Raw genomic sequence first — 20,343 nt, 5'->3', positions numbered from 1 at the left:
GTTGAATGTTAAATATTGAGTGTTAAATTATTCATTCTTAATAAAAAATGAAGTACTTATATCGTCTGTATCAGCTTGTAATATGCTTGCCAATCCTCTTGTTGGCTAGCGTTTTAACCAGTGTAACTACTGTTTTGGGATGCATGCTGGGTAATGGTCATTTCTGGGGTTATTATCCCGGCAAGTATTGGTCCTGGCTTTGGGTCCGCATCCTCCTTCTGCCTGTAAAAGTAGAGGGACGTGAGCATCTCAAGAAGAACCAGAGTTATGTTTTCGTGGCCAATCATCAGGGCGCTTTCGATATCTTCCTGATATACGGTTTTCTGGGCAGAAACTTCAAGTGGATGATGAAGAAGGGCTTGCGCAAAGTGCCTCTCATCGGTATTGCCTGTGAGTATGCGCATCACATCTTTGTAGACAAGAGCGGACCTTCGAAGATCCGCGCTTCTTATGACCGTGCTCGCGAGGTGCTCAAAGAGGGTATGTCGCTGGTGGTATTCCCTGAAGGTGCCCGCACGTTTACGGGTCACATGGGCGTGTTTCGCCGCGGTGCTTTCATGCTTGCCGATGAACTGCAGTTGCCGGTATGTCCGCTTACCATCAATGGCAGTTTTGATGTGAAGCCTCGCATGAAGGACATCTACTGGGCTTTCTGGCATCCTCTGAAGCTCACCATTCATGAGCCTATCGAGCCGATTGGCAAGGGAGCTGACAATATCAAGAACCAGATGAACAAGAGCTATGAGGCGATCATGAACGGACTTGACAAGAAATATCAGGGTTTTGTAGAGAATCCGGACCAATAATTTCGGATTTTCGCTTGTTATTTCAAAAATAAGTTGTAATTTTGCATCTGTATTACATTATTTAGTATCAGAATCATTAAAATTATAAGAAGTTATGAGTGATAGCATAGTAATCATTCCTACATATAATGAGAAGGAAAACATCGAGAAAATCATCCGTGCTGTCTTCGGTCTCGAAAAGCAGTTTGATATCCTCGTTATCGATGACGGAAGTCCTGATGGTACTGCTGCCATTGTCAAGGGCTTGATGGCTAATGAGTTTGCCGGTCGTCTGCATATCCTGGAGCGTTCGGGTAAACTCGGTTTGGGTACTGCCTATATCATGGGCTTCAAATGGTCATTGAAGCAGGGCTATGACTTCATCTTCGAGATGGATGCCGACTTCAGTCATGATCCTAATGATTTGCCACGTCTCTATGCGGCAACTCACGATGAGGGGTATGATGTGGCTGTAGGCTCAAGATATATTTCGGGTGTGAACGTGGTCAACTGGCCTATCGGGCGCGTATTGATGAGTTATTTCGCTTCTAAATACGTACGTATCGTAACCGGATTTAAGGTGAATGATACCACAGCTGGATTCGTCTGCTACCGACGTAAGGTGTTGGAAACCATAGATTTGGATGCTATCCGCTTCAAGGGCTATGCTTTCCAGATAGAGATGAAATATACGGCTCATCGAATAGGTTTCAAGATCAAGGAGGTGCCTGTCATCTTTGTTAACCGTCGTGAAGGTGTGAGCAAGATGAGTGGTGGCATCTTCGGTGAGGCTTTCTTTGGCGTGATGCGACTGCGCCTGGATGGCTGGTTCAAGAAATATCCGAAGAAGGATTAATACTCTGTAATCACTACTCAGTAATCACTAATCAGTACTTGGATGGAAATCCAAAAGATAGAAAAAACATACGGGCGTTCGCCACAGGCGGATGCCCTCTTTGATTTGATGGGGAAGAAGTCGGTTCATTCCATTTTTCTCCAGGGTTTGCTGTGCTCTTCGGCTCCGATGTTCTTTGCTTCTCTGCAGGGGAAGATGAGGCGTTCGGTACTCTTCGTGCTGGATGATGCCGATGAAGCAGGCTATTTTTATAATGATCTCACTCAGATGATGGGGCAGGAGAAGGTCTTCTTCTTTCCTTCCAGCTATCGGCGTGCCGTGAAATACGGGCAGCGTGATGCAGCGAACGAAATCCTACGTACAGAGGTGCTGGCGCGCCTCTCTTCGGGAGGACATTTCCTGGTAGTCACTTATCCCGATGCACTGGCAGAACTCGTTGTGGCTAAGCAGAATCTGGATGAACGAATTCTGAAACTGACTGTAGGCCAGCAGATTGCCCAGACCGATGTGGTTCATACCCTGCGCGATTTCGAACTCAAAGAAACCGATTATGTTTATGAACCGGGCCAGTTTGCCGTGCGTGGAAGCATCCTCGATGTCTATTCCTACAGTTGCGAATATCCGTTCCGTATCGACTTCTTCGGCGATGAGATTGACACCATCCGTACCTTTGATGTAGAGACCCAGCTCTCGCAGGTGAAGCGCACAGAGATAGAAATCGTGCCCGAACTCGCTCATATCGAGAGCAACAAGCAGTGTTTCCTCAATTTCCTCTCCGAAAGTACGCCAGTCGTGGCGAAAGACCTTTCTTTCGTTTGCGACCGCATCGGTCAGATCTATACCGAAGGCTTCTCATCGCAGAGCCTTACCGAGCAGCTGGAGGGAGCTACTGAGGTAGAGGCTGAGCGCATCAGACATGACATGAAGACCGAACTCAACCTCGTTTCTCCGCTCGATTTCAAGAAGGCTGTAGCGGCTCATCTCCGCATCGAGTTCGGTAAGGTTGCTCCGTCAGAGAGTTCGGCTGTGATACCTTTCAATATCGCTCCACAGCCTCTTTTCCATAAGAATTTCAATTTGCTTTGTCAGACTCTGGAGGATTTCCTGCTCCAGGGTTACACCTTATATATATTGGCAGATAGCCAGAAGCAGCAACAGCGCCTGAAGGATATCTTTGAAAGCGAAGAACTAAAGCATTACGCCATCCGTTTTACACCGGTAGACAAGACGCTTCATGAAGGCTTTACTGACCATGACAAGAAGTGCTGTTTCTTTACCGATCATCAGATTTTTGACCGTTTCCACAAGTATAACCTGCGCTCAGATAAGGCGAGAGCCGGCAAGATGGCACTCACCATGAAGGAACTGCAGGAGATGGAAGTGGGAGATTTTATCGTGCATGTAGACTTCGGTATCGGCAAGTTCGGCGGTCTGGTTAGGGTTCCTACGGGCAACAGCTATCAGGAAATGATCCGCATCGTCTATACGAACAATGACAAGGTGGATGTTTCTATCCACTCGCTTTATAAAATCAGCAAATATCGCCGCAGCGATACCGGTACTCCGCCTCGCCTGTCTACACTGGGTACAGGTGCCTGGGATAAACTCAAGGACAAAGCTAAGAAGCGAATCAAGGATATTGCGCGCGACCTGATCAAACTCTATGCCCAGCGCCGACGGGAGAAGGGATTCGCCTTCAGTGCCGACAATTATCTGCAGCATACGCTGGAGGCTTCCTTCCTGTATGAAGATACGCCAGACCAGAATAAGGCTACTCAGGAGGTGAAGAAGGATATGGAGAGCGGCAGACCGATGGACCGTCTGGTTTGTGGCGATGTGGGCTTCGGCAAGACTGAGGTTGCCATCCGTGCAGCCTTCAAGGCTGCGTGCGACAGCAAGCAGGTTGCGGTGCTGGTGCCTACTACCGTTCTGGCTTTCCAGCACTATCAGACCTTCAAGAAACGTCTGGAAGGCATGCCTGTAAGGGTAGACTATCTCAGTAGAGCCCGTACAACGAAGGAAACCAGAGAGGTGCTTGACGCCCTGAAAGAGGGTAAGATAGATATCCTCATAGGTACGCATAAGCTGATATCAAAGACCGTGAAATGGCATGACCTGGGACTGCTCGTCATCGATGAAGAGCAGAAGTTCGGTGTGTCTACCAAAGAGAAACTCCGTCAGCTCAAGGTAAATGTCGATACACTCACGATGAGTGCCACTCCGATTCCGCGAACCCTCCAGTTCTCTCTGATGGGCGCCCGGGATATGAGTATCATGCGCACTCCGCCACCTAACCGTTATCCGATTCATACCGAACTGGTAACGTTTAGTAGTGAAGTTATCTGCGATGCCATCAATTTCGAGATGAGCCGAAACGGACAGGTTTATTTCGTATGCGACAGAATATCCAAGCTTCCGGAGCTCAAGATGCTCATCGAGAAGCATATCCCAGACTGTAGGGTAGCAATCGGGCACGGACAGATGAAGCCAGAGGATTTGGAGAAAATCATCATGGGCTTTATCAATTACGATTATGATGTACTGCTTTCTACCACTATTGTAGAGAACGGTATCGACATTTCCAATGCCAATACGATTATCGTGAGCGATGCTCATCACTTCGGATTGAGTGACCTGCATCAGATGCGTGGACGCGTAGGAAGAAGCAACAAGAAGGCTTTCTGCTATCTGATGGCGCCACCTAAGAGTGCACTTACTCCTGAGGCGCGTCGCCGTCTGGAGGCGCTGGAGACGTTCAGTGAATTGGGTAGCGGCTTCAATCTCGCCATGCAGGACCTGGATATCCGAGGTGCGGGTAATCTGCTGGGTTCTGAGCAGAGCGGTTTTATGGAAGATCTGGGTTATGAAACCTACCAGAAGATTCTCTCTCAGGCTGTCACAGAGTTGAAAAACGAGGAGTTCTGTGATCTTTATCAGGAGAAGATGGATGAAGGTGCCCAGCTTACGGGTGATGATTTCGTTGACGATTGTGGCATAGAGAGCGATCTGGAGATGTATTTTCCTCAGACTTATGTGCCGGGTGATAGTGAGCGCATGCTTCTTTATCGTGAACTGGACCGTCTGGAGGGCGATGAGGAAGTAGAGGCTTACCGCAAGCGTATGATAGACCGTTTTGGTCCTGTGCCTCATGAAGCTGACGAACTGATGCATGTGGTAGGTCTGCGTAGGGTAGGCAAGAAGCTAGGTTGCGAGAAGATTATTCTCAAGCAGGGCTATATGCAGATGCAGTTTGTAAGCAATGTAAACAGTCCGTTCTACAGAAGTCAGATGTTTAACCGCATACTCGCTTACGTTACCAGTCATATTCAAGATTGTGTTCTGAAGGAAAAATTCAACAAGCGAATGCTTCGCATTAATGATGTGAAGACAGTAGGGCAGGCTGTAAATCTGTTGAATCAGATATCGCAGATAGATTTAGGTAATGAAAAGTAATCAGTTTATTGCATAAAAAAAACATTGGAATCTCAATACCCCTATTGAGTTCCAATGTTTTATTTTTTGTATAAGTAAAAGATGATGATAAGCGTTTCACAACGCATTTTGAATTTTTCTGTTGCAAAGATACTATTTTTCATTATAATATTGGGTGTAATATTTGGTATTTTGTGGGGTAATATTTGATTAAATTAATAAAAATAACACTGAAAATATACTTATGTAACAAATAATACCTGTAGAATGAACTATTTTATTGGATAAAAATAAAAAAATAGTGGAAAAACGCATAAAAAAGTTCTTTATTTCATTTTTTATTTGTACCTTTGTTCAGGCATACAACAATTTTAAACATATATATAAACATGAGACAGAAAAAGTACATCTTAAGCGAGCAGGAACTTCCTACTCAGTGGTACAACATTCAGGCAGATATGCCTAACAAGCCATTGCCACCATTGAACCCTCAGACACACCAGCCAATGAATGCTGATGATTTGTCACACGTATTTAATAAGGAGTGCTCAAAGCAGGAACTTGATACAGAGCACGCTTGGATTGATATTCCGGAAGATGTGCTGGAGAAGTACACCTTCTACCGTTCAACCCCTCTTGTACGTGCTTATGCCCTTGAGGAGGCACTTGGTACACCAGCGCATATCTACTTCAAAAATGAGAGTACCAACCCGTTAGGTTCTCATAAAATCAATTCAGCGATTCCTCAGTGCTACTACTGTAAGCAGGAGGGTGATACCAATGTCACTACAGAGACTGGTGCAGGCCAGTGGGGTGCAGCCCTCTCTTATGCAGCAAAACTCTACGGCCTGGAGGCAGCAGTTTATCAGGTAAAGATTACCATGCAGCAGAAACCATACCGTTCCAGCATCATGCGTACGTTTGGAGCCACTGTAGAGGGTTCTCCTTCCATGAGTACACGTGCCGGTAAGAATATCATCACACGTGATCCTCATCATCCTGGTTCGCTCGGTACTGCCATCAGTGAGGCTGTTGAGTTGGCTACAACCACACCGGGCTGTAAGTATACGCTGGGTTCCGTGCTCAATCATGTGGCACTTCACCAGACCATCATCGGTCTAGAGGCAGAGAAGCAGATGGCGATGGCAGGTGAGTATCCTGATCAGGTGATTGCTTGTTTCGGTGGTGGTAGTAACTTTGGTGGTATTGCCTTCCCATTCCTCCGTCACAACTTCACAGGCGAGCGCCATACTGAGTTTATAGCTGCAGAGCCGGAGAGCTGTCCTAAGCTGACTCGCGGTAAGTTTGAGTATGATTTCGGTGATGAGGCAGGTTATACTCCATTGCTGCCAATGTATACTCTGGGTCATGATTTCAAGCCAGCCAACATTCATGCAGGTGGTCTCCGTTATCATGGTGCGGGCATGATTATCTCCCAGCTTCTGAAGGATGGTTATCTGCATGGTGTAGATATCCCTCAGCTGGAGTCATTCAAGGCGGGTATGCTCTTTGCACAGACCGAGGGTATCATTCCTGCTCCAGAGAGCTGTCATGCGATTGCAGCCACTATACGTGAGGCTCTGAAGGCAAAGGAAGAGGGCAAGGAGAAGGTTATCCTGTTCTGTCTCTCAGGCCATGGTCTTATCGATATGCCGTCTTACGATAGCTATATTAATGGCGATTTGCACAATTATTCAGTAAGTGATGAAGAAATCCAGCAGTTCCTCAAGGATGTGCCAAAGGTTGACTAATAGTTAACAGTTAATAGTTTATAGTTTATAGCAAACAGTTGACAATTATTCCTTGCGATATATTGAAATAACGATATCACATATAAAAGAAGCCAGGCTGCGAAAAGCAACCTGGCTTTTATTTTAGAGATTCTATTCTCTTTTTTTTAGAAATTCTATTCTCAGTTCGAGACTTCTATCTTTCATTAGAAGTTCAACCACTCTTCGATAGCCTTAGCGATGACATCGAAGCTTGTGGTAGGCTCGAAGCGGGCTACAACCTGACCCTTCTTGTTAACGAGGAACTTGGTGAAGTTCCACTTGATATCGGCACTCTCCTTGTAGTTAGGATCAGCCTCGCTCAACATCTTGTCGAGAACAGGGTAGAGAGGGTGGCTCTCGTCCCAACCAGCAAAGCCCTTACATTCTTTCAGAAATTTGAAGAGAGGGGCAGCATCGTCTCCGTTTACCTTGATCTTCTTGTAGCGCTGGAACTCTGTGCCGTATGTAAGCTTGCAGAACTGATGAATGCTTTCATCTGTACCAGGGGCTTGCTGACCAAACTGGTTGCAAGGAAAATCAAGTATTTCGAAACCTTGAGAATGATAGGTCTCATAAAGTTTCTCCAGTTCCTCATACTGAGGGGTGAAACCACACTTTGTGGCGGTGTTGACGATGAGCAGCACTTCGTTGGCATACTCCTTGAGGGAAACATCCTTTCCCTTTCTGTCTTTAACAGAAAATTCGTAAACAGTTCTCATTTTTTTTATCTTTATGTATGTGTTATCTATATTTCCGATCTCAACTTATATGATCTAGAGTGCAAAGATACTACTTTTCTCTTAGAATACTTCAATAGTTTTTTTAAAAATTCTAAAAATCGAACAAAATCATAGATGAAGGAATGAGCGTAATATATATAATGTAGATAGATATTGTATATCTGGGTAAACAGATACCATATACCTGAGTATAGATATCGGTTAGATATAGAATATAGAAGAATAAAATATGTAGACGATATACCTGCACAATATCAGTATGAAACAGCATAAAAAAATAAAAAATGCAGGATTTTCACAAACCCTGCATTCCTTTTTCTTTACCTCTTTTTCCTCAAAAAAACAAAGAAAAAGAGGTTTACGATTAATCTATCATTTAACTTTTCTAAGAACTTGTTGCAAAGGTACTACATTTTCTTGTAACACCAAACTTTTTCTCAGCTTTTTTTCAGTAAAAAGGGAAAATTAATCAAATACCCCCCCCATTTTTATACTTTTTTGCAATATTCGGTCAAAAAACTAAGCAAAACGGCTCAATTTTATGACTATTCTGCTTTTTTCCTTGCTTGAACGTTTTGCTGTGTACGATAACAAAGAAGGCTGTGCCCGACAACAACTGAAGATATGTCCTGTAATATGTATTACTTTTTTGTCAATACAGATAAAAGCAGCCATCAGTAATGATGACTGCTTTCATCTGTAATGATGCGGGCTATCCCTGCGTTCTGTTTCGGTATTCAGTAGGCACGATACCCGTTTCTTTCTTGAATACCTTCGAGAAATACTTAGGGTCGGTGAAACCTACTGCAAAGGCGATGCTGCTCAGTGTATCGTCTGTCTTGCGCAACATCTCGCATGCCTTCTTGATACGTATATGGCGAACGAAGTCTACCGGCGTCATTCCGGTCGTTGCTTTCACCTTATTATATAGTACGCTTCGGCTCATACCGATTTCGTTCGAGATATCATCTATCTTGAGTTCCGGGTTGCCTGCATTTTCAACAATAAACCTGAAGGCACGCATCATGGTTCTGTCCTGCATCTGTGCCGCCATCAATGCCAGCTCGCTGTTTGGGTCAACCGCTTCGCTCTCGGCACTAGTTTCAGCCTGGTTAAGAGCAGGCTGAGGAGCTGCTGCAGGCAGTATTCGCAGGGCTGCTATGGCATCTTTATCGCCAGTTTCCTTCAGCTTTCTGATGACATCCATCTGAATGTTGCGGCGCTGGGTGAGGATAGCCTCTATTCGGCCGAGCAGATAAGGGGTAGAGAATGGCTTGGTGATATAGGCATCAACACCTTCATCAAAGCCTCGCTGCTGATCTTCTACGCTTGCCTTGGCCGAGAGAATCATCACTGGGATGTTGTTGAGGGTGGTATCCTGCTTGATCTCGTGAATCATCGACAAACCATCCATCACAGGCATGGTAACGTCCGTGAGGATAAAGTCTGGTATCTCCTTGCGGGCCATCACCAAACCAGTCTTTCCGTTCTCTGCAAGCAGCACGTTGTAGGTAGGCGAGAGAATGCTGTAGAGGAACTTGCGCAGGTCGGCATTGTCTTCTACTACCAGTACAGTCTGGTCTTTGAGTTTCGTTTCTTCCTGTGCTTCTTTCTGTTCCTTGCCCATTTCTTCCAGGCGTTCTGCCTCTGCATCCTTTTCTTCTTTCTGTTTGTTGGTTTCTTCCAGATAGTCAGATGCATTGTGGTCGTCAATCTGGCCATTCGCTTTTTCTCTTTCTGCCAGGTCGTAATCTTCCTCGGTCAGACCGCTGTTCGTATGGAAGTCTGCCTTGTTGCCGTATCTCTGAACCTTGTCCAGCATTACCAGCATTTCGTTGGCATTGTCTACTACCATTCTCAGCAGTTCCTTGCCCTTTCGGGTGATACCCGGCTCGGTATCTAGAATGGTTTTTACCGGGGCTCCGATGAGCGTTAGAGGGGTTCTCAGACGGTTGGCAGCATCGTTATAGAACTCGTTCTTCAGCACGCTCATCTCGTGGGTTACGTTCTCGCGCTGGCGCTGGTTGTAGGTATAGAAGATTGCGCCTACGATACCGAAGAGCAGAAGCAGCATCAGAAATTTGCCCCAGATGCTTTCCCAGAAGGTAGGGCGCACTTCGATAGGCAGTTCTGCCACATACTTGCTCCATACACCGTGAGAGTTGGTGGCTCTCACCTTGAGTACGTAATCGCCATGACTGATACGGTTGAAGCCGATGGTATGGTTGCTTCCGTTTGATATCCACACGCCTGGAGCTGTATAACCATCTATGCGATAGAGGTATTTGGTCTGATACTTGCGCTGATAGTCGAGCGATGCGAAGTTGATGGTCAGGTTTCGCTTGTTGGCAGGAATCACTATTTTATCCTTGTGCAGGATAGGTTCCGACTCCTTCTCTCCGCTATAATGGAGGGAACAGAAGATGACTTTAGGCTGGTAGTTGCTCTTCTTCAGCGTAGCCGGATTGAAGGTAATCAGTCCCATCGGGGTACCTACCGAGATGTTGTTGCTTGCCGGATCGTGGTAAGGACGGCTTTGCGAGAACGACATGTTGAAGTCGAAATCGTTAGGTCCGAACACGTTGCACTGTCCTGTTTTCGGGTTTACGCAGTCGATACTCGATTCTCTGATTACCCAGATTCTTCCCTGGTTGTCTTCTACCATGCCCTGTACGATGCCTTCGTTAATATCGATGGCATGGAAGTATTTCGTCTTCAGGTTGTCTTGCAGGAGCGATTTGCTCACAATCTCTTCCATCACACCGCCCTGTTGCGAGATATACATCTTGCCGCTGGTGTGCTCCATGATATTGTTCATATCGTTTGCAGCCAGACTTGTTGTATCGTTCGGTATGTAGTAGGTCTTGTGGTAATTGATCTTTCTTGCGTTTGTAAAGGCATCACTGAAGGTGATGAGACCATCTGTAGTTCCTACGAGAATGGTTCCCGTAGTGGTGCAGCAGATGCGGCGTATGCGGTCGTAGTGCTGTTTCTCCCAAGGCAGTCCGTTTCGTTTACTGATGAAGCTGATACTGCCGTCTGCCGCCTCGTTAACAAGTGCCAGACCACCTCCGTAGGTACCTATCCAGATACGTCCGGTGCGGTCGGCTACAATGTCTTGTATCTTGTCGAACGGCAGCGATGACGGGTTGTTGGCATCATAAACAAAGTGTCTTACCTGCATTTTATCTATCAGATAGACACCATTTCCGTTGGTTCCTATCCATGCTCTTCCCTTGATATCGAAATGGATAGACATGATGCTCTTCTCGGCGAAGTTTACCTGCTGTGGCACAATCTGTCCGCTTGGCGACAGGTATCCGATGCTTTGGTAGGATGCGTTGAGCACCTGGATTATACCATTGTAATAACCAGCCCAGATATGTCCGTCTGGCGATGCATTCACCGAGAACACTTCGTCTTCGCCCACATCCAGCTTGTTGATAATGTAAGGGTGATATTTGAAGACTACCTGTGTCAGGTCGTGAGAGCCTGTCAGCCAGAGGATTCCCTGGTCTGAGAGTACATATTTCGTAATCTTCGGTATGCGGTAGTTGCCCGATGAATTGCTTCTCAGCAGATAAGGCACCAGTTTTCCTGCCTTGCGGTCAAAATAACTGAAGGTTCCTCCTCTAGGCACTACCCAGAGGGTCTTGTGTTCATCTTGTGTGATGAAATTGCTTTCGCAGGTTGTGCGGTCCATCGGGTCGTCCTGGTCGGCAAAGAGCCACTGCTTCTGTCCGGTCTTCGGATTGACGAGGGTTACTCCCATGCCGTCAGTGAATGCCCATACCATACCGAAATCATCGGTATAAATCTTCTTTACCTCTGCCAGAGGCTGACTCGGGCTCTGTACGTTGATGATATCAAACTTGAAGGTGCGCGGGTTGTAGATGACCACACCCAGATTGGTTGCCAGCAGGAGTTGGTAACCTGTATTTTTCAGTTGGTTGATACGGGTTACGCCTTCCGGCATTGGTATCATGGTGAGTCGGTTCTGCAGGTCATATTTTGCCAGTTTACCGTCTTCAGTTGCCAGGAACTCATCTTCTCCCACCCCTCTGAGCCATTTGAAAGGCAGCTTGCTTGGAATTTTCGAATGGTATATGTATGCGCCTTTATCGGTAAGCACCCATTCTCTTCCGTGTATATCTTGATGGATGTACCATACATTTCCGCTTCTGAGTCCCTTTTCTCCTACTTTGATGAGTTCTATGTTCCGCTCATCAAAGGTTCTTCCTGCTGATCGGATGATGTATTTTCCATTTTCTGAAGTAAACCATGTAGCTCCGTTTTTCATTGGGTATATCTGGCTCACGCGCAGGTCGATGTTGAACAGTTCGTTGAATTTCTGTCCTACAGCAAAGAACCGGCAGAAGTGGGTATCGTATACGTAGAGTTGGTGGTCGTATGTGATACACCACACGTTGTTATTATAGGATGGTTCTATTTGGAGTATACGGTTGGTTGACAGGACGTCAATATCATCGGGGTTGTCTCTGAAAGTATGAAACTTGTAGCCGTCATAGAACGACAGTCCGTTCCATGTACTGAACCACATGAGGTTGTCTTTACCTTGTTTCAGGTCTGAGATGGTATTGGCTGCGAGTCCGTCTGTGATAGAGAATTTTCTCACATCGCAGTAGGGTACAGCTACTGTCATAATGGTAGAGAGCAGTCCTAATAGGGTGATATATAATTTTCTTTTCATCATTTTTTATTCGTATACGTTTATTAATCGCAACAAAGGTAGTGAAAATTATTGAGAATACGTATTTATCAGGTGTATTTTTTATGTTATTGCATTAAATTATTCCACTTTTCATGTTATAGGGGTAATATTTGGTTGATTTGCTGGTGGTTCCTTCTTATGTTATGCCTAACAAAAAAACTCCCCCGATAAATGAATATCGGGGGGAGTAGTAGGGATATGTCGTTTTGAATTTGATTACTTCTGAATCATCTTCTTTCCGTTCTTGATGACTACACCCTTGTAAGCCTTGGTTACCTTCTGGCCTGCGAGGTTGTAAACAGGAGCGTTCTTTGCAGCTTCATCTGTTGTTATGTTAGTGATGCCGGTAGGTCCAAACTTTTCTACAGCCTTGATAGGGAGAACTTCAGGGATGTTTCTGAATATTACACCGAAAATACCGGTTAATGTATATTTCTCTCCTTCTGTTAAATTTGAAACACCACCAATACCGCTAAACTTGTCGTAAATCATAATCTTGTTTTCACCATCGTTAGCATAGTAGTTGAATTTACCTGTAGTATACTCTTCTTTGCTGAATGTGAACTCCTTAATCTTGATAAGGTCGTTGGTGTATTTGCCATCAAGGATGTCCTTTACAGTTGCAATAACAGGTTCAGCAGCTTCGTTGCTCTCTGTGATTTTGAGATTTTCGCCGTTTGTTTCCTTGCTTGCTGACAGATAAGGAATTCCTGCGTCATAAGCCAAATTTACCTTAACAGTACCGCTAATGATGCTGTTTACAGGCATATCGATTCCTAAAGTTCTCATTTCGATAGCAGTGTCACCTTCACGTACGTAAGTATTTACGGTTCCCTTGTAGCTGTTTACGTATAATACCTTTGCGTTTGTGAGTTTGAGATTGATGTAATCCTTAGCTTTTTTATTGTTAGCCAAGAGTTCCTTTACACTTGCTGCATCGGTGTACTCTATCTTGGTACCAGCGAGCGTAACTTTGATAGACTTGATTTGGGTGTTGCCAGCAATTGTATATACAACTTTGTTTGCATCACCTGTCCAAGAACCATTATTGTTAGTACCTACGTCAGCTTTGTTATTATCATTCCATTTTCCATTAATAATGTCGATAGAAGCAATCTTCTTGTCAGCAGGTGCTTGAATCGTAAGCGTTCCACTGTACATTCTGAGACGTGGTGACCTATTCCAGATTCGGTTTTCATTCGAACCAGAAGTTTTTGCAGAAACTGTTACAGAAATACCATTAGTTGTACATGTCATGGCTTTGGTGATATCTCCATCTTTAGAATCTGAAGAAGATGTACCTGTCAGTTCTGGGAAGAGTGTTTTGTAATCATTGTCAAAGTCAAAAGTTACTTCCTGTGCAAACGTAACGCTAGCTACGAATGCCAGAACCAATGATAATGAATAGCGTAAAAATTTGTTCATAACTTAATAATTTTAAAGGTTTAACGTATAATTAATAAACTGTTGAAACTCATTTTTTTGAGCGCATTCTTAGAATTTGCTTTGTGCTAAAAGTATGTTCTTTGAATAATTACTTATTTATGATGCAAAGATACGAAAAATATCGATACAATGTGTTAAGAAGGTGTTAAATATTTGATACAGAGAAAGAAAGACCATCAAAACCGAAAGAAATACCACTCTAGGCAAAGAGAAATATCATCAAAAAAGCAGTTGCTTTTGAAAGAATAGGGATTTCCCCCTCAGTTTGTATCCTTTTCCCCTTTGATGCAGACGAAAAATCCACTACCTTTGCATCGGGTTCAAGAAAGAATGCAGTTCTTCGAGAGCTCAATAATTAGAAGATATAAGAATATAAATAACTTAACTGATAAATTGATATGAAAAAGTTTACTACTCTTCTCACAATGGCTTTCATAGCTTTGATGAGTATCTCATTCACCTCATGTGATGAGGATTCTGATATTGCATACACCCTCGATGGTACATGGAAGGGTAATATGTTGGTAGAATACGGTAATTCCAAAGCCCTCTATTCGGTAATTCACTTCGACCAGAATGATGGCATCTATTCCGGTACAGGCTATTGGATCGATTACTTTAAGGGAAATTACTGGCATGGCAATAATTATATAGCAAATCATATTACCTGGACAGTACGCAACAGAAACATCTATATCACTCTTCTTGATGAGGGTAGCGATGTTGTGATTTACGATTATGCTTTGGGCGACCGTAAGTTCTCCGGATATGTAGAGGCTGATAACGGCAACCGTGCTTATTTCGAGCTTTATCGCGATTCTTACAGCTATAACTGGCGCGATTATGACTGGGGCTACGATTGGGATTACGATGACGGTTGGGGCTACAGTAAGCAGCATTCGGGCTTGGAGAACACCCAGATTGTTTCTCGCGGAGCTAAGGATTCTGTAGAGTATGTTAAGGTAGCAGATGATAATCAGAAGCCTGTTCGCCGCTTTGTAGTGAAGTAAGGCAATAAGGAATTTAGTTTGAAGAAAGGAAACAAGATATGAAAAAGTTTAAGCAGATATGGATGTGGATGGCGATAGCTGTTGCATCTTTCTCATTCACCTCATGTGATGATGATGATTACTGGTATGATGACTATAATCATGGTGGCTGGGGATGGAACCAGGGCGACTGGAACAACGGTTCTAACGGCTCTCAGGATGATGACCTGCTGTCGGAGGCTCAGACCCTTACAGGCGACTGGAGAGGCTCTGTGATGCTCTCTGAACTTGCTGAGGACGGCCAATCTCGCAATAACTACAGTTTCAATGCCGAGATGACGTTCTATCAGGCGGGTGATAAGGTTAACTCGCTCAGTGGTAATGGTGTAGAAGTGGATTATGCCGATGATGGAAGCAATGAATCCCAGACTCTGAAGTTTACCTGGTACATCGATAAGAATGGGGATATTTATATCCGTTATAATGATTCTGGTGCTACCTATGTGATGGATGCAGGTGCTAAGCAGTATGGTTTCTTTCTGGGTGATGAAAAGGGGCAGGATGTGTTCTATGGTTATATGATAGGAACAGGTAAGGCTAAGGGTGATGTGATGCAAATCGATTTAGTGCGCTACAATCCGAGTGGAGCCCGTAAGAAAACCCGTTCTGCTGCAACCGATTCCGTAGCTCCTAGCTTCGGTAAGGCTACTGGTAGGGCATTCATGCCACATGCAATCAAGAAGTTGCCAAGGAGATGATGATATAAACAAAAGAAATCCGCTCACTCATTGATTTGAGAGAGCGGATTTCTTGGTTTATATATAGCCTGATTTATTTAAAGCCCCAGAGTTTCTTGAGAGCTTCTGCATCTTGGTTTTCTACATCCTTCTCTATTTCATCAGGGAGATTACAGAAGAAGTCGATGCCGGTTTTGTCTTCCAGCGTCTTGATGTTTACGACATATTTGCCGAGCTTATCGCCCTTTTCAAATGCCTTGTTCTCGTGAGGAAACCAGTAGCCGAAAGCGCTGTATGTATACTGGTTGGTGATCTTGTTTAGCTCCTTTTTCAGTACAGCTACAAAGAAATACTTTGGTATTGGGATATAGCCTGGCTTCTGGGTTTCGCTAGAAGCACCATTCTTCTTCCAGCCCAGGAGATTACTCTCGCTGCCCACCGGGTCGATGGTACCGCCCTTCACGATGAAGAGGGTATCTGAGTCAATCTTCGGAGCTTTCTTACGAAGATCTTCCTCCATTTGATACCAGGTGCCACGCTGGTTGAAGTTGCTGTACTGTGGCTGCATGTTGGTCATGAAGAAAGTCTGTTTCTGCTGTGTCAGATTGAGTTTGCGGTCAGCAGAAGGGCAGATATGACCATGGTTAAAGCCTTGAGCTGTAGGAGTAGGATCTTCTGTAAAATCTGTAATTCCCCATTGTTCTTGCAAATCGGTATCCCATGGGTACTGGCGTTCTCCCTTAGCAGGTTTCCATCTGTCAACGTTAGATGCTGTGTTTCCTGTATGGAAAGTATAGCAGCTCCATCTCTGGCTCTTCATGTTATCATCCCATTCTGTAGAATAGTTCAACATACCTGTTGTATTATCCATGTGAACGATGGCATAGCTGCTGCCATTGTTCTTGAGCTTTGGAAACTCCAGACCGCCGATAGCGTTTCTTACCACTTGTGGCATGTTGGCAGTAGCCACATTCTTGTTTGTATTGTTCTTATCGGTTGATTCACCACCGGTATTGCCACCCGTGCTTCCGCCACCCGTATTACCACCACCCGTATTACCGCCATTTTCAGGATAATAGAACTGCAGGGTATCGTCTGTACCACAGGCAGAGAACGTCATCGCAGCAACGAGCGCGAAGATAAAAAACTTAGTATGCTTCATAATTCTCGATAATGTTTATTAAGTTAAAGATTTAGTGCTTTCTATATAATAATGTATGTAGAAATCGATTGTATGAGGATAGAATAGAGAAAAAAAGTGCATTCCTACGTATATGCAACTACGCTGGAATGCACTCAGTATCTTTGCGATAATAAATATATCCTTATAAAAAAGGTATATTATTACTTCTTCAATTTGCCGTAACGGTTCATGAAGCGGTCTACGCGACCCGCTGTATCAACGAGCTTGCTCTTACCTGTGTAGAATGGGTGAGATGTGCTAGAGATTTCAATCTTAACAACTGGATAAGTCTCGCCTTCGAACTCAACAGTGTCATTAGTCTTGCATGTAGACTGAGAGAGGAACATATCGCCGTTAGACATATCCTTGAATACTACAGGACGATAATTCTCTGGATGAATACCTTTTTTCATTTTTCTTTTTTATTTTTATTGGGTTATTAAAATTAGACGTCATGGGGATGCTTGTTGCATCATTTCGTGTCCCTTATCGGGGCATGCCCATTATAGCCTGTTATCAATTTCAGGCTGCAAAGTTACGCTTTTTTCCTGAAACCACCAAATATTTCTTCTTCTTTTTAAGAAATATTTTAGAAATGAGCATAATACGTAGGTTAGCGTTCCCTCCTGACACCTATGTTTTTAATGGATGAAAAGAAATCCCCATCGTCTCTGTTTGGGTAGAGGACGATGGGGATTGGTATTTTTTCTAATACATAATATCTACTAGGGGAATTACTTTGCGTATACGATTTCCATCTTGGCAATACGGAGCTGAACGCCACCGCCTGTACCGCTGAATGTATTTGTATAGGTTGCTGTATTTCCTGAGAATACTACAGTAGCAGTTTCGTTACCTACAGCATTCCAGTTCTTGTTTGTATCGTATGTGCATGTAAAGATAATCTTTGCGATAGGCTTGCTGGCTGTGAAAGTCATCTTGTTGTTTGCATAGATACGCAACTCATTAAACTTTGAGTTGTAAGCAGGAGCGTTTGTACCACTGTTCTTGTCAAATGCGATAACTGTGCCGTCAGACAATTTGATCTCTGTAGGAGTAGCATCAGGTTTCAATGCGCTGACGTCATCAATCTTAAGGCTTTCGCCGGCTGTTACACCGCTATTAGCCAACGTTACGGTCAGGCCGTTGATGGTAATGCCGTCTTTTGTAGCAGGAGTATCAGGCTTTGATGGAGTGTCTGGAGTTCCTCCTGTAGCCTCTTTCACTGAGAGATTCTTTACTTCCCATGTTCCAGATGAAGCTGCGCAGGCATAGTGGAGAGCGATAACTACATTCTTCTTGCCCTTGAAGGCTGAGAGATCGTGCTTGTAGGTTTCCCAGGTATTCCAATCCACACCTTCCTTCATTGTGCCAGTAATGTCAGTCCACTTGGTTGTTGCTGGGTCACCGGTGTAATTGTCTGTGATGAGAACCTGATTCTTTACTCCCTCAACGGCTGCACCATTTTTTGTAACATAGCGGAGAATGTAAGAGAACTCCAATGTCGCGCTTTTAGATGCAGAGAGGTCGATAGCCTTAGAAACAATGTAGCTTTCAGATGGAGTTGTTGTCTTAGAGGTATTATTGTAACCTGTAGCCTTTGCGTAGCCGTAAGAGTCGATAACCCATGCTGTACCCTTAATGGTCTTGGCTGTGAATGAACCGAAGCTCTTGCTGAATGTCTCATTGATGTAACCGTCAGCTGGAGTATCAGGGGTTGTAGACCCACTTGTCGGTTTACCATTGAGAGATACAAGATAGTTACCTGTATCATATTCGTTGGTTCCGTTGTAGTTCTTAGCCTTACCGCAGATAACAACCTCATCGCCTGGCTTCAGAGCATCTTCGCCTGAAAACTTTGTGCGATTTGGACCAGCATAGCCATTGTAAACATAGAACTGGTTAGCCGTAGTACCATCATCAGAAATATAATACTTCAAACTACCAAAACTGGCATCAAAGCTGCCTGCCTTAACTGATACCACCTTACCCTTGGTGTAAACTTCCTGATCTGCGCTACCGCCATCTTCGATATACTTAATGATACCGGCAATGTTGAATGGGTCTGCAGCAGTACCTGTACCCTTAGGCTCGCCAGCACTTGGAGCTTCAGGCTTGGTAGGCAATGTGTAAGGCTCTGGTACGTCCTCACAGCTGCTGAATGTGAAGGCAGCCATTGCCGCCATCAAAACTGAAAATATATACTTTTTCATATTATTGTCTTTTTAAATATTGTTACTATTTATATCTATAGAAGTGAACCCGGTTATTTTACTACGAAATTCTTAACCTCCCAGGTTGGAGCACCCGTTGGAGTACTGCTGTAGAAGAAACCGATGTAGATGGTTTTGCCACAATACTTCGTCAAATCTGCAGTAGATGAAACAAAGGTCCAGCTGTTTTCTGTAGGATAACCCTGTACGTCCAAGTCGGTCCATGTCTTTCCGTCTGTAGAAATCTGAACCTTGCATTCCTGCTTCATGTCAGAAGCAAAATTGATAGCCTGATCGAACATGAGTTTAGCGCTCTTGGCTGATTTCAGGTCGATGGCAGGCGATTTGAGACGTGACTGGAGTTCTTGTTTTGAACCGTTCACATAGCCTGAAGCCTTCATTCCGTAAGCTGCAGATGCCCATTTCCAGACAAATTCTACACCATCAGCCAGTTTGATGTTGTCGATGGTGAAATTGCCCTGGCTGGCATCAAACGGCTCGCTGAGATAGGCAAGAACTACCGATTTCAAATCATCCGTGTTGCGAAGCACAATCTGCCAGGTGTTATTGTAACGGGTGAAGATACCGGTGATATCGAATACACCCTGTGGAACCACCTCGTTGGCAAACTTAGAATAACCCGAGTTGCGCACTACCAGATTGCTGCTGCTGATCTTCTTGCCCGTTTCGGCATCAATCAGTTCCAGACTCGTATTGGTATCATCTGGTGCCCATACGTTAGTACCGTTGGCAGAGGCAAACTTCACCTTTTTCAGGGTCATCAGCTTGCCCACGTTAGCATCCATATAGGCTGCATCAGTAAGCTTTGTCAGGTCAAACTCCTCTGGCACTACCGTGCTTGCATCAGCCTCGCCAGGGTTCAGAATCTTGAAGTGCTCGTTCCAGATGGCACGCTCTATCTTGCCCATACTAAGCGTTCCGTCAGAGAGTTTGGTGTTTACACCGCCAATCTGAGGCAATTTTCTGTAATTTCCGATATAGAGTCCCTTCAGATTGATGAGAATCTCTTGGCCTACAGGAAGATAACCCGACAGGCCACTTCCGTTGATGGCAATGATGATAGCGCCGGATGCATCCTGTACGCTCACCTGGTTGTAGATATTGCCACTTATATCATTGCCCGTCACTACCGCCTTGATCATCATGTCTTTCTCAATCTGCTTGTAGCCATTGTCGCTGTTGATAACCGTAGCAAACTGGGTCTTCAAATCTGCTATGCTGATTACATTCTTCTCCCTCAGGCTGTTGTTGCCCCATGGAGATGCAGGCACCTTCTCGGTCAGGTCTGGGTCAGCATAACCGTCGCCCATACACGACCCCAGAGTCAGTGCCAGGAATGCCAATGCTATGAATTTTATCTTTTTCATTGTTCTTTCTTTTTATTGTTATTCAAGTTTCGCAAGTGAGGGAATTGATAGAAGTTAAAGAAGTTATCAC

The 20,343-nt window shown here is 44.5% G+C and carries 13 protein-coding genes; 6 read left to right on the top strand and 7 right to left on the bottom strand.

All coding sequences use genetic code 11. From position 1 onward, the window contains the following. Positions 1-47: 47 nt before the first annotated feature. The 4 genes from ONT19_RS07590 to ONT19_RS07575 all read left to right on the top strand — a co-directional run bounded on the left by ONT19_RS07590 (position 48) and on the right by ONT19_RS07575 (position 6,824). Positions 48-806, top strand: coding sequence for a lysophospholipid acyltransferase family protein (locus tag ONT19_RS07590; protein WP_118067259.1), 759 nt, complete (start codon positions 48-50; stop codon positions 804-806). 94 nt (positions 807-900) lie between these two features. Further along, entirely contained in the window at positions 901-1,641 is a 741-nt protein-coding gene (locus ONT19_RS07585; RefSeq protein WP_006847253.1) for a polyprenol monophosphomannose synthase, read from the top strand. Positions 1,642-1,683: 42 nt separating this feature from the next. Beyond that, positions 1,684-5,094, top strand: a complete 3,411-nt coding sequence (mfd, locus tag ONT19_RS07580; protein WP_264952812.1) for a transcription-repair coupling factor — start codon at positions 1,684-1,686, stop codon at positions 5,092-5,094. 368 nt (positions 5,095-5,462) lie between these two features. Beyond that, positions 5,463-6,824 carry a TrpB-like pyridoxal phosphate-dependent enzyme gene (locus ONT19_RS07575; protein WP_118415633.1) on the top strand — a complete coding sequence of 454 codons (1,362 nt, stop codon included), beginning with the start codon at positions 5,463-5,465 and terminating at the stop codon, positions 6,822-6,824. Between the two features lie 185 nt (positions 6,825-7,009). Here the strand turns inward: ONT19_RS07575 and ONT19_RS07570 are convergent, their stop codons facing one another. The 3 genes from ONT19_RS07570 to ONT19_RS07560 form a co-directional block, all read right to left on the bottom strand. Further along, a complete protein-coding gene (locus ONT19_RS07570) occupies positions 7,010-7,564 on the bottom strand; it encodes a glutathione peroxidase (protein WP_006847257.1) in 555 nt (184 codons plus the stop codon). Positions 7,565-8,297: 733 nt separating this feature from the next. Beyond that, positions 8,298-12,296 (bottom strand): hybrid sensor histidine kinase/response regulator transcription factor, encoded by a 3,999-nt coding sequence (locus ONT19_RS07565; protein ID WP_264952813.1) that lies wholly within the window; start codon positions 12,294-12,296, stop codon positions 8,298-8,300. A 237-nt stretch (positions 12,297-12,533) separates the two neighbouring features. Then, positions 12,534-13,742, bottom strand: coding sequence for a hypothetical protein (locus tag ONT19_RS07560; RefSeq protein WP_264952814.1), 1,209 nt, complete (start codon positions 13,740-13,742; stop codon positions 12,534-12,536). A gap of 419 nt (positions 13,743-14,161) precedes the next feature. Here ONT19_RS07560 and ONT19_RS07555 point away from each other — a divergent pair, with 419 nt between their 5' ends. Both ONT19_RS07555 and ONT19_RS07550 read left to right on the top strand, forming a co-directional pair. Continuing rightward, positions 14,162-14,773 carry a hypothetical protein gene (locus tag ONT19_RS07555; protein WP_264952815.1) on the top strand — a complete coding sequence of 204 codons (612 nt, stop codon included), beginning with the start codon at positions 14,162-14,164 and terminating at the stop codon, positions 14,771-14,773. Between the two features lie 38 nt (positions 14,774-14,811). Continuing rightward, positions 14,812-15,510: a hypothetical protein gene (locus ONT19_RS07550; protein WP_264952816.1), complete on the top strand. Its 699-nt coding sequence runs from the start codon at positions 14,812-14,814 to the stop codon at positions 15,508-15,510. A 73-nt stretch (positions 15,511-15,583) separates the two neighbouring features. Here ONT19_RS07550 and ONT19_RS07545 read toward each other — a convergent pair whose 3' ends face one another. The 4 genes from ONT19_RS07545 to ONT19_RS07530 all read right to left on the bottom strand — a co-directional run bounded on the left by ONT19_RS07545 (position 15,584) and on the right by ONT19_RS07530 (position 20,273). Further along, a complete protein-coding gene (locus ONT19_RS07545; protein WP_264952817.1) occupies positions 15,584-16,651 on the bottom strand; it encodes a DNA/RNA non-specific endonuclease in 1,068 nt (355 codons plus the stop codon). A 182-nt stretch (positions 16,652-16,833) separates the two neighbouring features. Beyond that, positions 16,834-17,085, bottom strand: a complete 252-nt coding sequence (locus tag ONT19_RS07540) for a type B 50S ribosomal protein L31 (protein ID WP_006847266.1) — start codon at positions 17,083-17,085, stop codon at positions 16,834-16,836. A gap of 321 nt (positions 17,086-17,406) precedes the next feature. Next, positions 17,407-18,885: a hypothetical protein gene (locus tag ONT19_RS07535; RefSeq protein WP_264952818.1), complete on the bottom strand. Its 1,479-nt coding sequence runs from the start codon at positions 18,883-18,885 to the stop codon at positions 17,407-17,409. A 53-nt stretch (positions 18,886-18,938) separates the two neighbouring features. After that, positions 18,939-20,273, bottom strand: coding sequence for a DUF5689 domain-containing protein (locus ONT19_RS07530; protein ID WP_264952819.1), 1,335 nt, complete (start codon positions 20,271-20,273; stop codon positions 18,939-18,941). Positions 20,274-20,343 lie beyond the last annotated feature (70 nt).

The organism is Segatella copri, from assembly GCF_026015625.1.
Classification (GTDB): domain Bacteria; phylum Bacteroidota; class Bacteroidia; order Bacteroidales; family Bacteroidaceae; genus Prevotella; species Prevotella copri_H.
The sequence above is the reverse complement of the archived record's forward strand: the minus strand, read 5'-3'. Positions and strand labels throughout refer to the sequence as shown.

Coding starts and splice junctions, on each gene's coding strand:
- ONT19_RS07590 (WP_118067259.1), top strand. CDS start 48: ATGAAGTACTTATATCGTCTGTATCAGCTTGTAATATGCTTGCCAATC.
- ONT19_RS07585 (WP_006847253.1), top strand. CDS start 901: ATGAGTGATAGCATAGTAATCATTCCTACATATAATGAGAAGGAAAAC.
- mfd (WP_264952812.1), top strand. CDS start 1,684: ATGGAAATCCAAAAGATAGAAAAAACATACGGGCGTTCGCCACAGGCG.
- ONT19_RS07575 (WP_118415633.1), top strand. CDS start 5,463: ATGAGACAGAAAAAGTACATCTTAAGCGAGCAGGAACTTCCTACTCAG.
- ONT19_RS07570 (WP_006847257.1), bottom strand. CDS start 7,564: ATGAGAACTGTTTACGAATTTTCTGTTAAAGACAGAAAGGGAAAGGAT.
- ONT19_RS07565 (WP_264952813.1), bottom strand. CDS start 12,296: ATGAAAAGAAAATTATATATCACCCTATTAGGACTGCTCTCTACCATT.
- ONT19_RS07560 (WP_264952814.1), bottom strand. CDS start 13,742: ATGAACAAATTTTTACGCTATTCATTATCATTGGTTCTGGCATTCGTA.
- ONT19_RS07555 (WP_264952815.1), top strand. CDS start 14,162: ATGAAAAAGTTTACTACTCTTCTCACAATGGCTTTCATAGCTTTGATG.
- ONT19_RS07550 (WP_264952816.1), top strand. CDS start 14,812: ATGAAAAAGTTTAAGCAGATATGGATGTGGATGGCGATAGCTGTTGCA.
- ONT19_RS07545 (WP_264952817.1), bottom strand. CDS start 16,651: ATGAAGCATACTAAGTTTTTTATCTTCGCGCTCGTTGCTGCGATGACG.
- ONT19_RS07540 (WP_006847266.1), bottom strand. CDS start 17,085: ATGAAAAAAGGTATTCATCCAGAGAATTATCGTCCTGTAGTATTCAAG.
- ONT19_RS07535 (WP_264952818.1), bottom strand. CDS start 18,885: ATGAAAAAGTATATATTTTCAGTTTTGATGGCGGCAATGGCTGCCTTC.
- ONT19_RS07530 (WP_264952819.1), bottom strand. CDS start 20,273: ATGAAAAAGATAAAATTCATAGCATTGGCATTCCTGGCACTGACTCTG.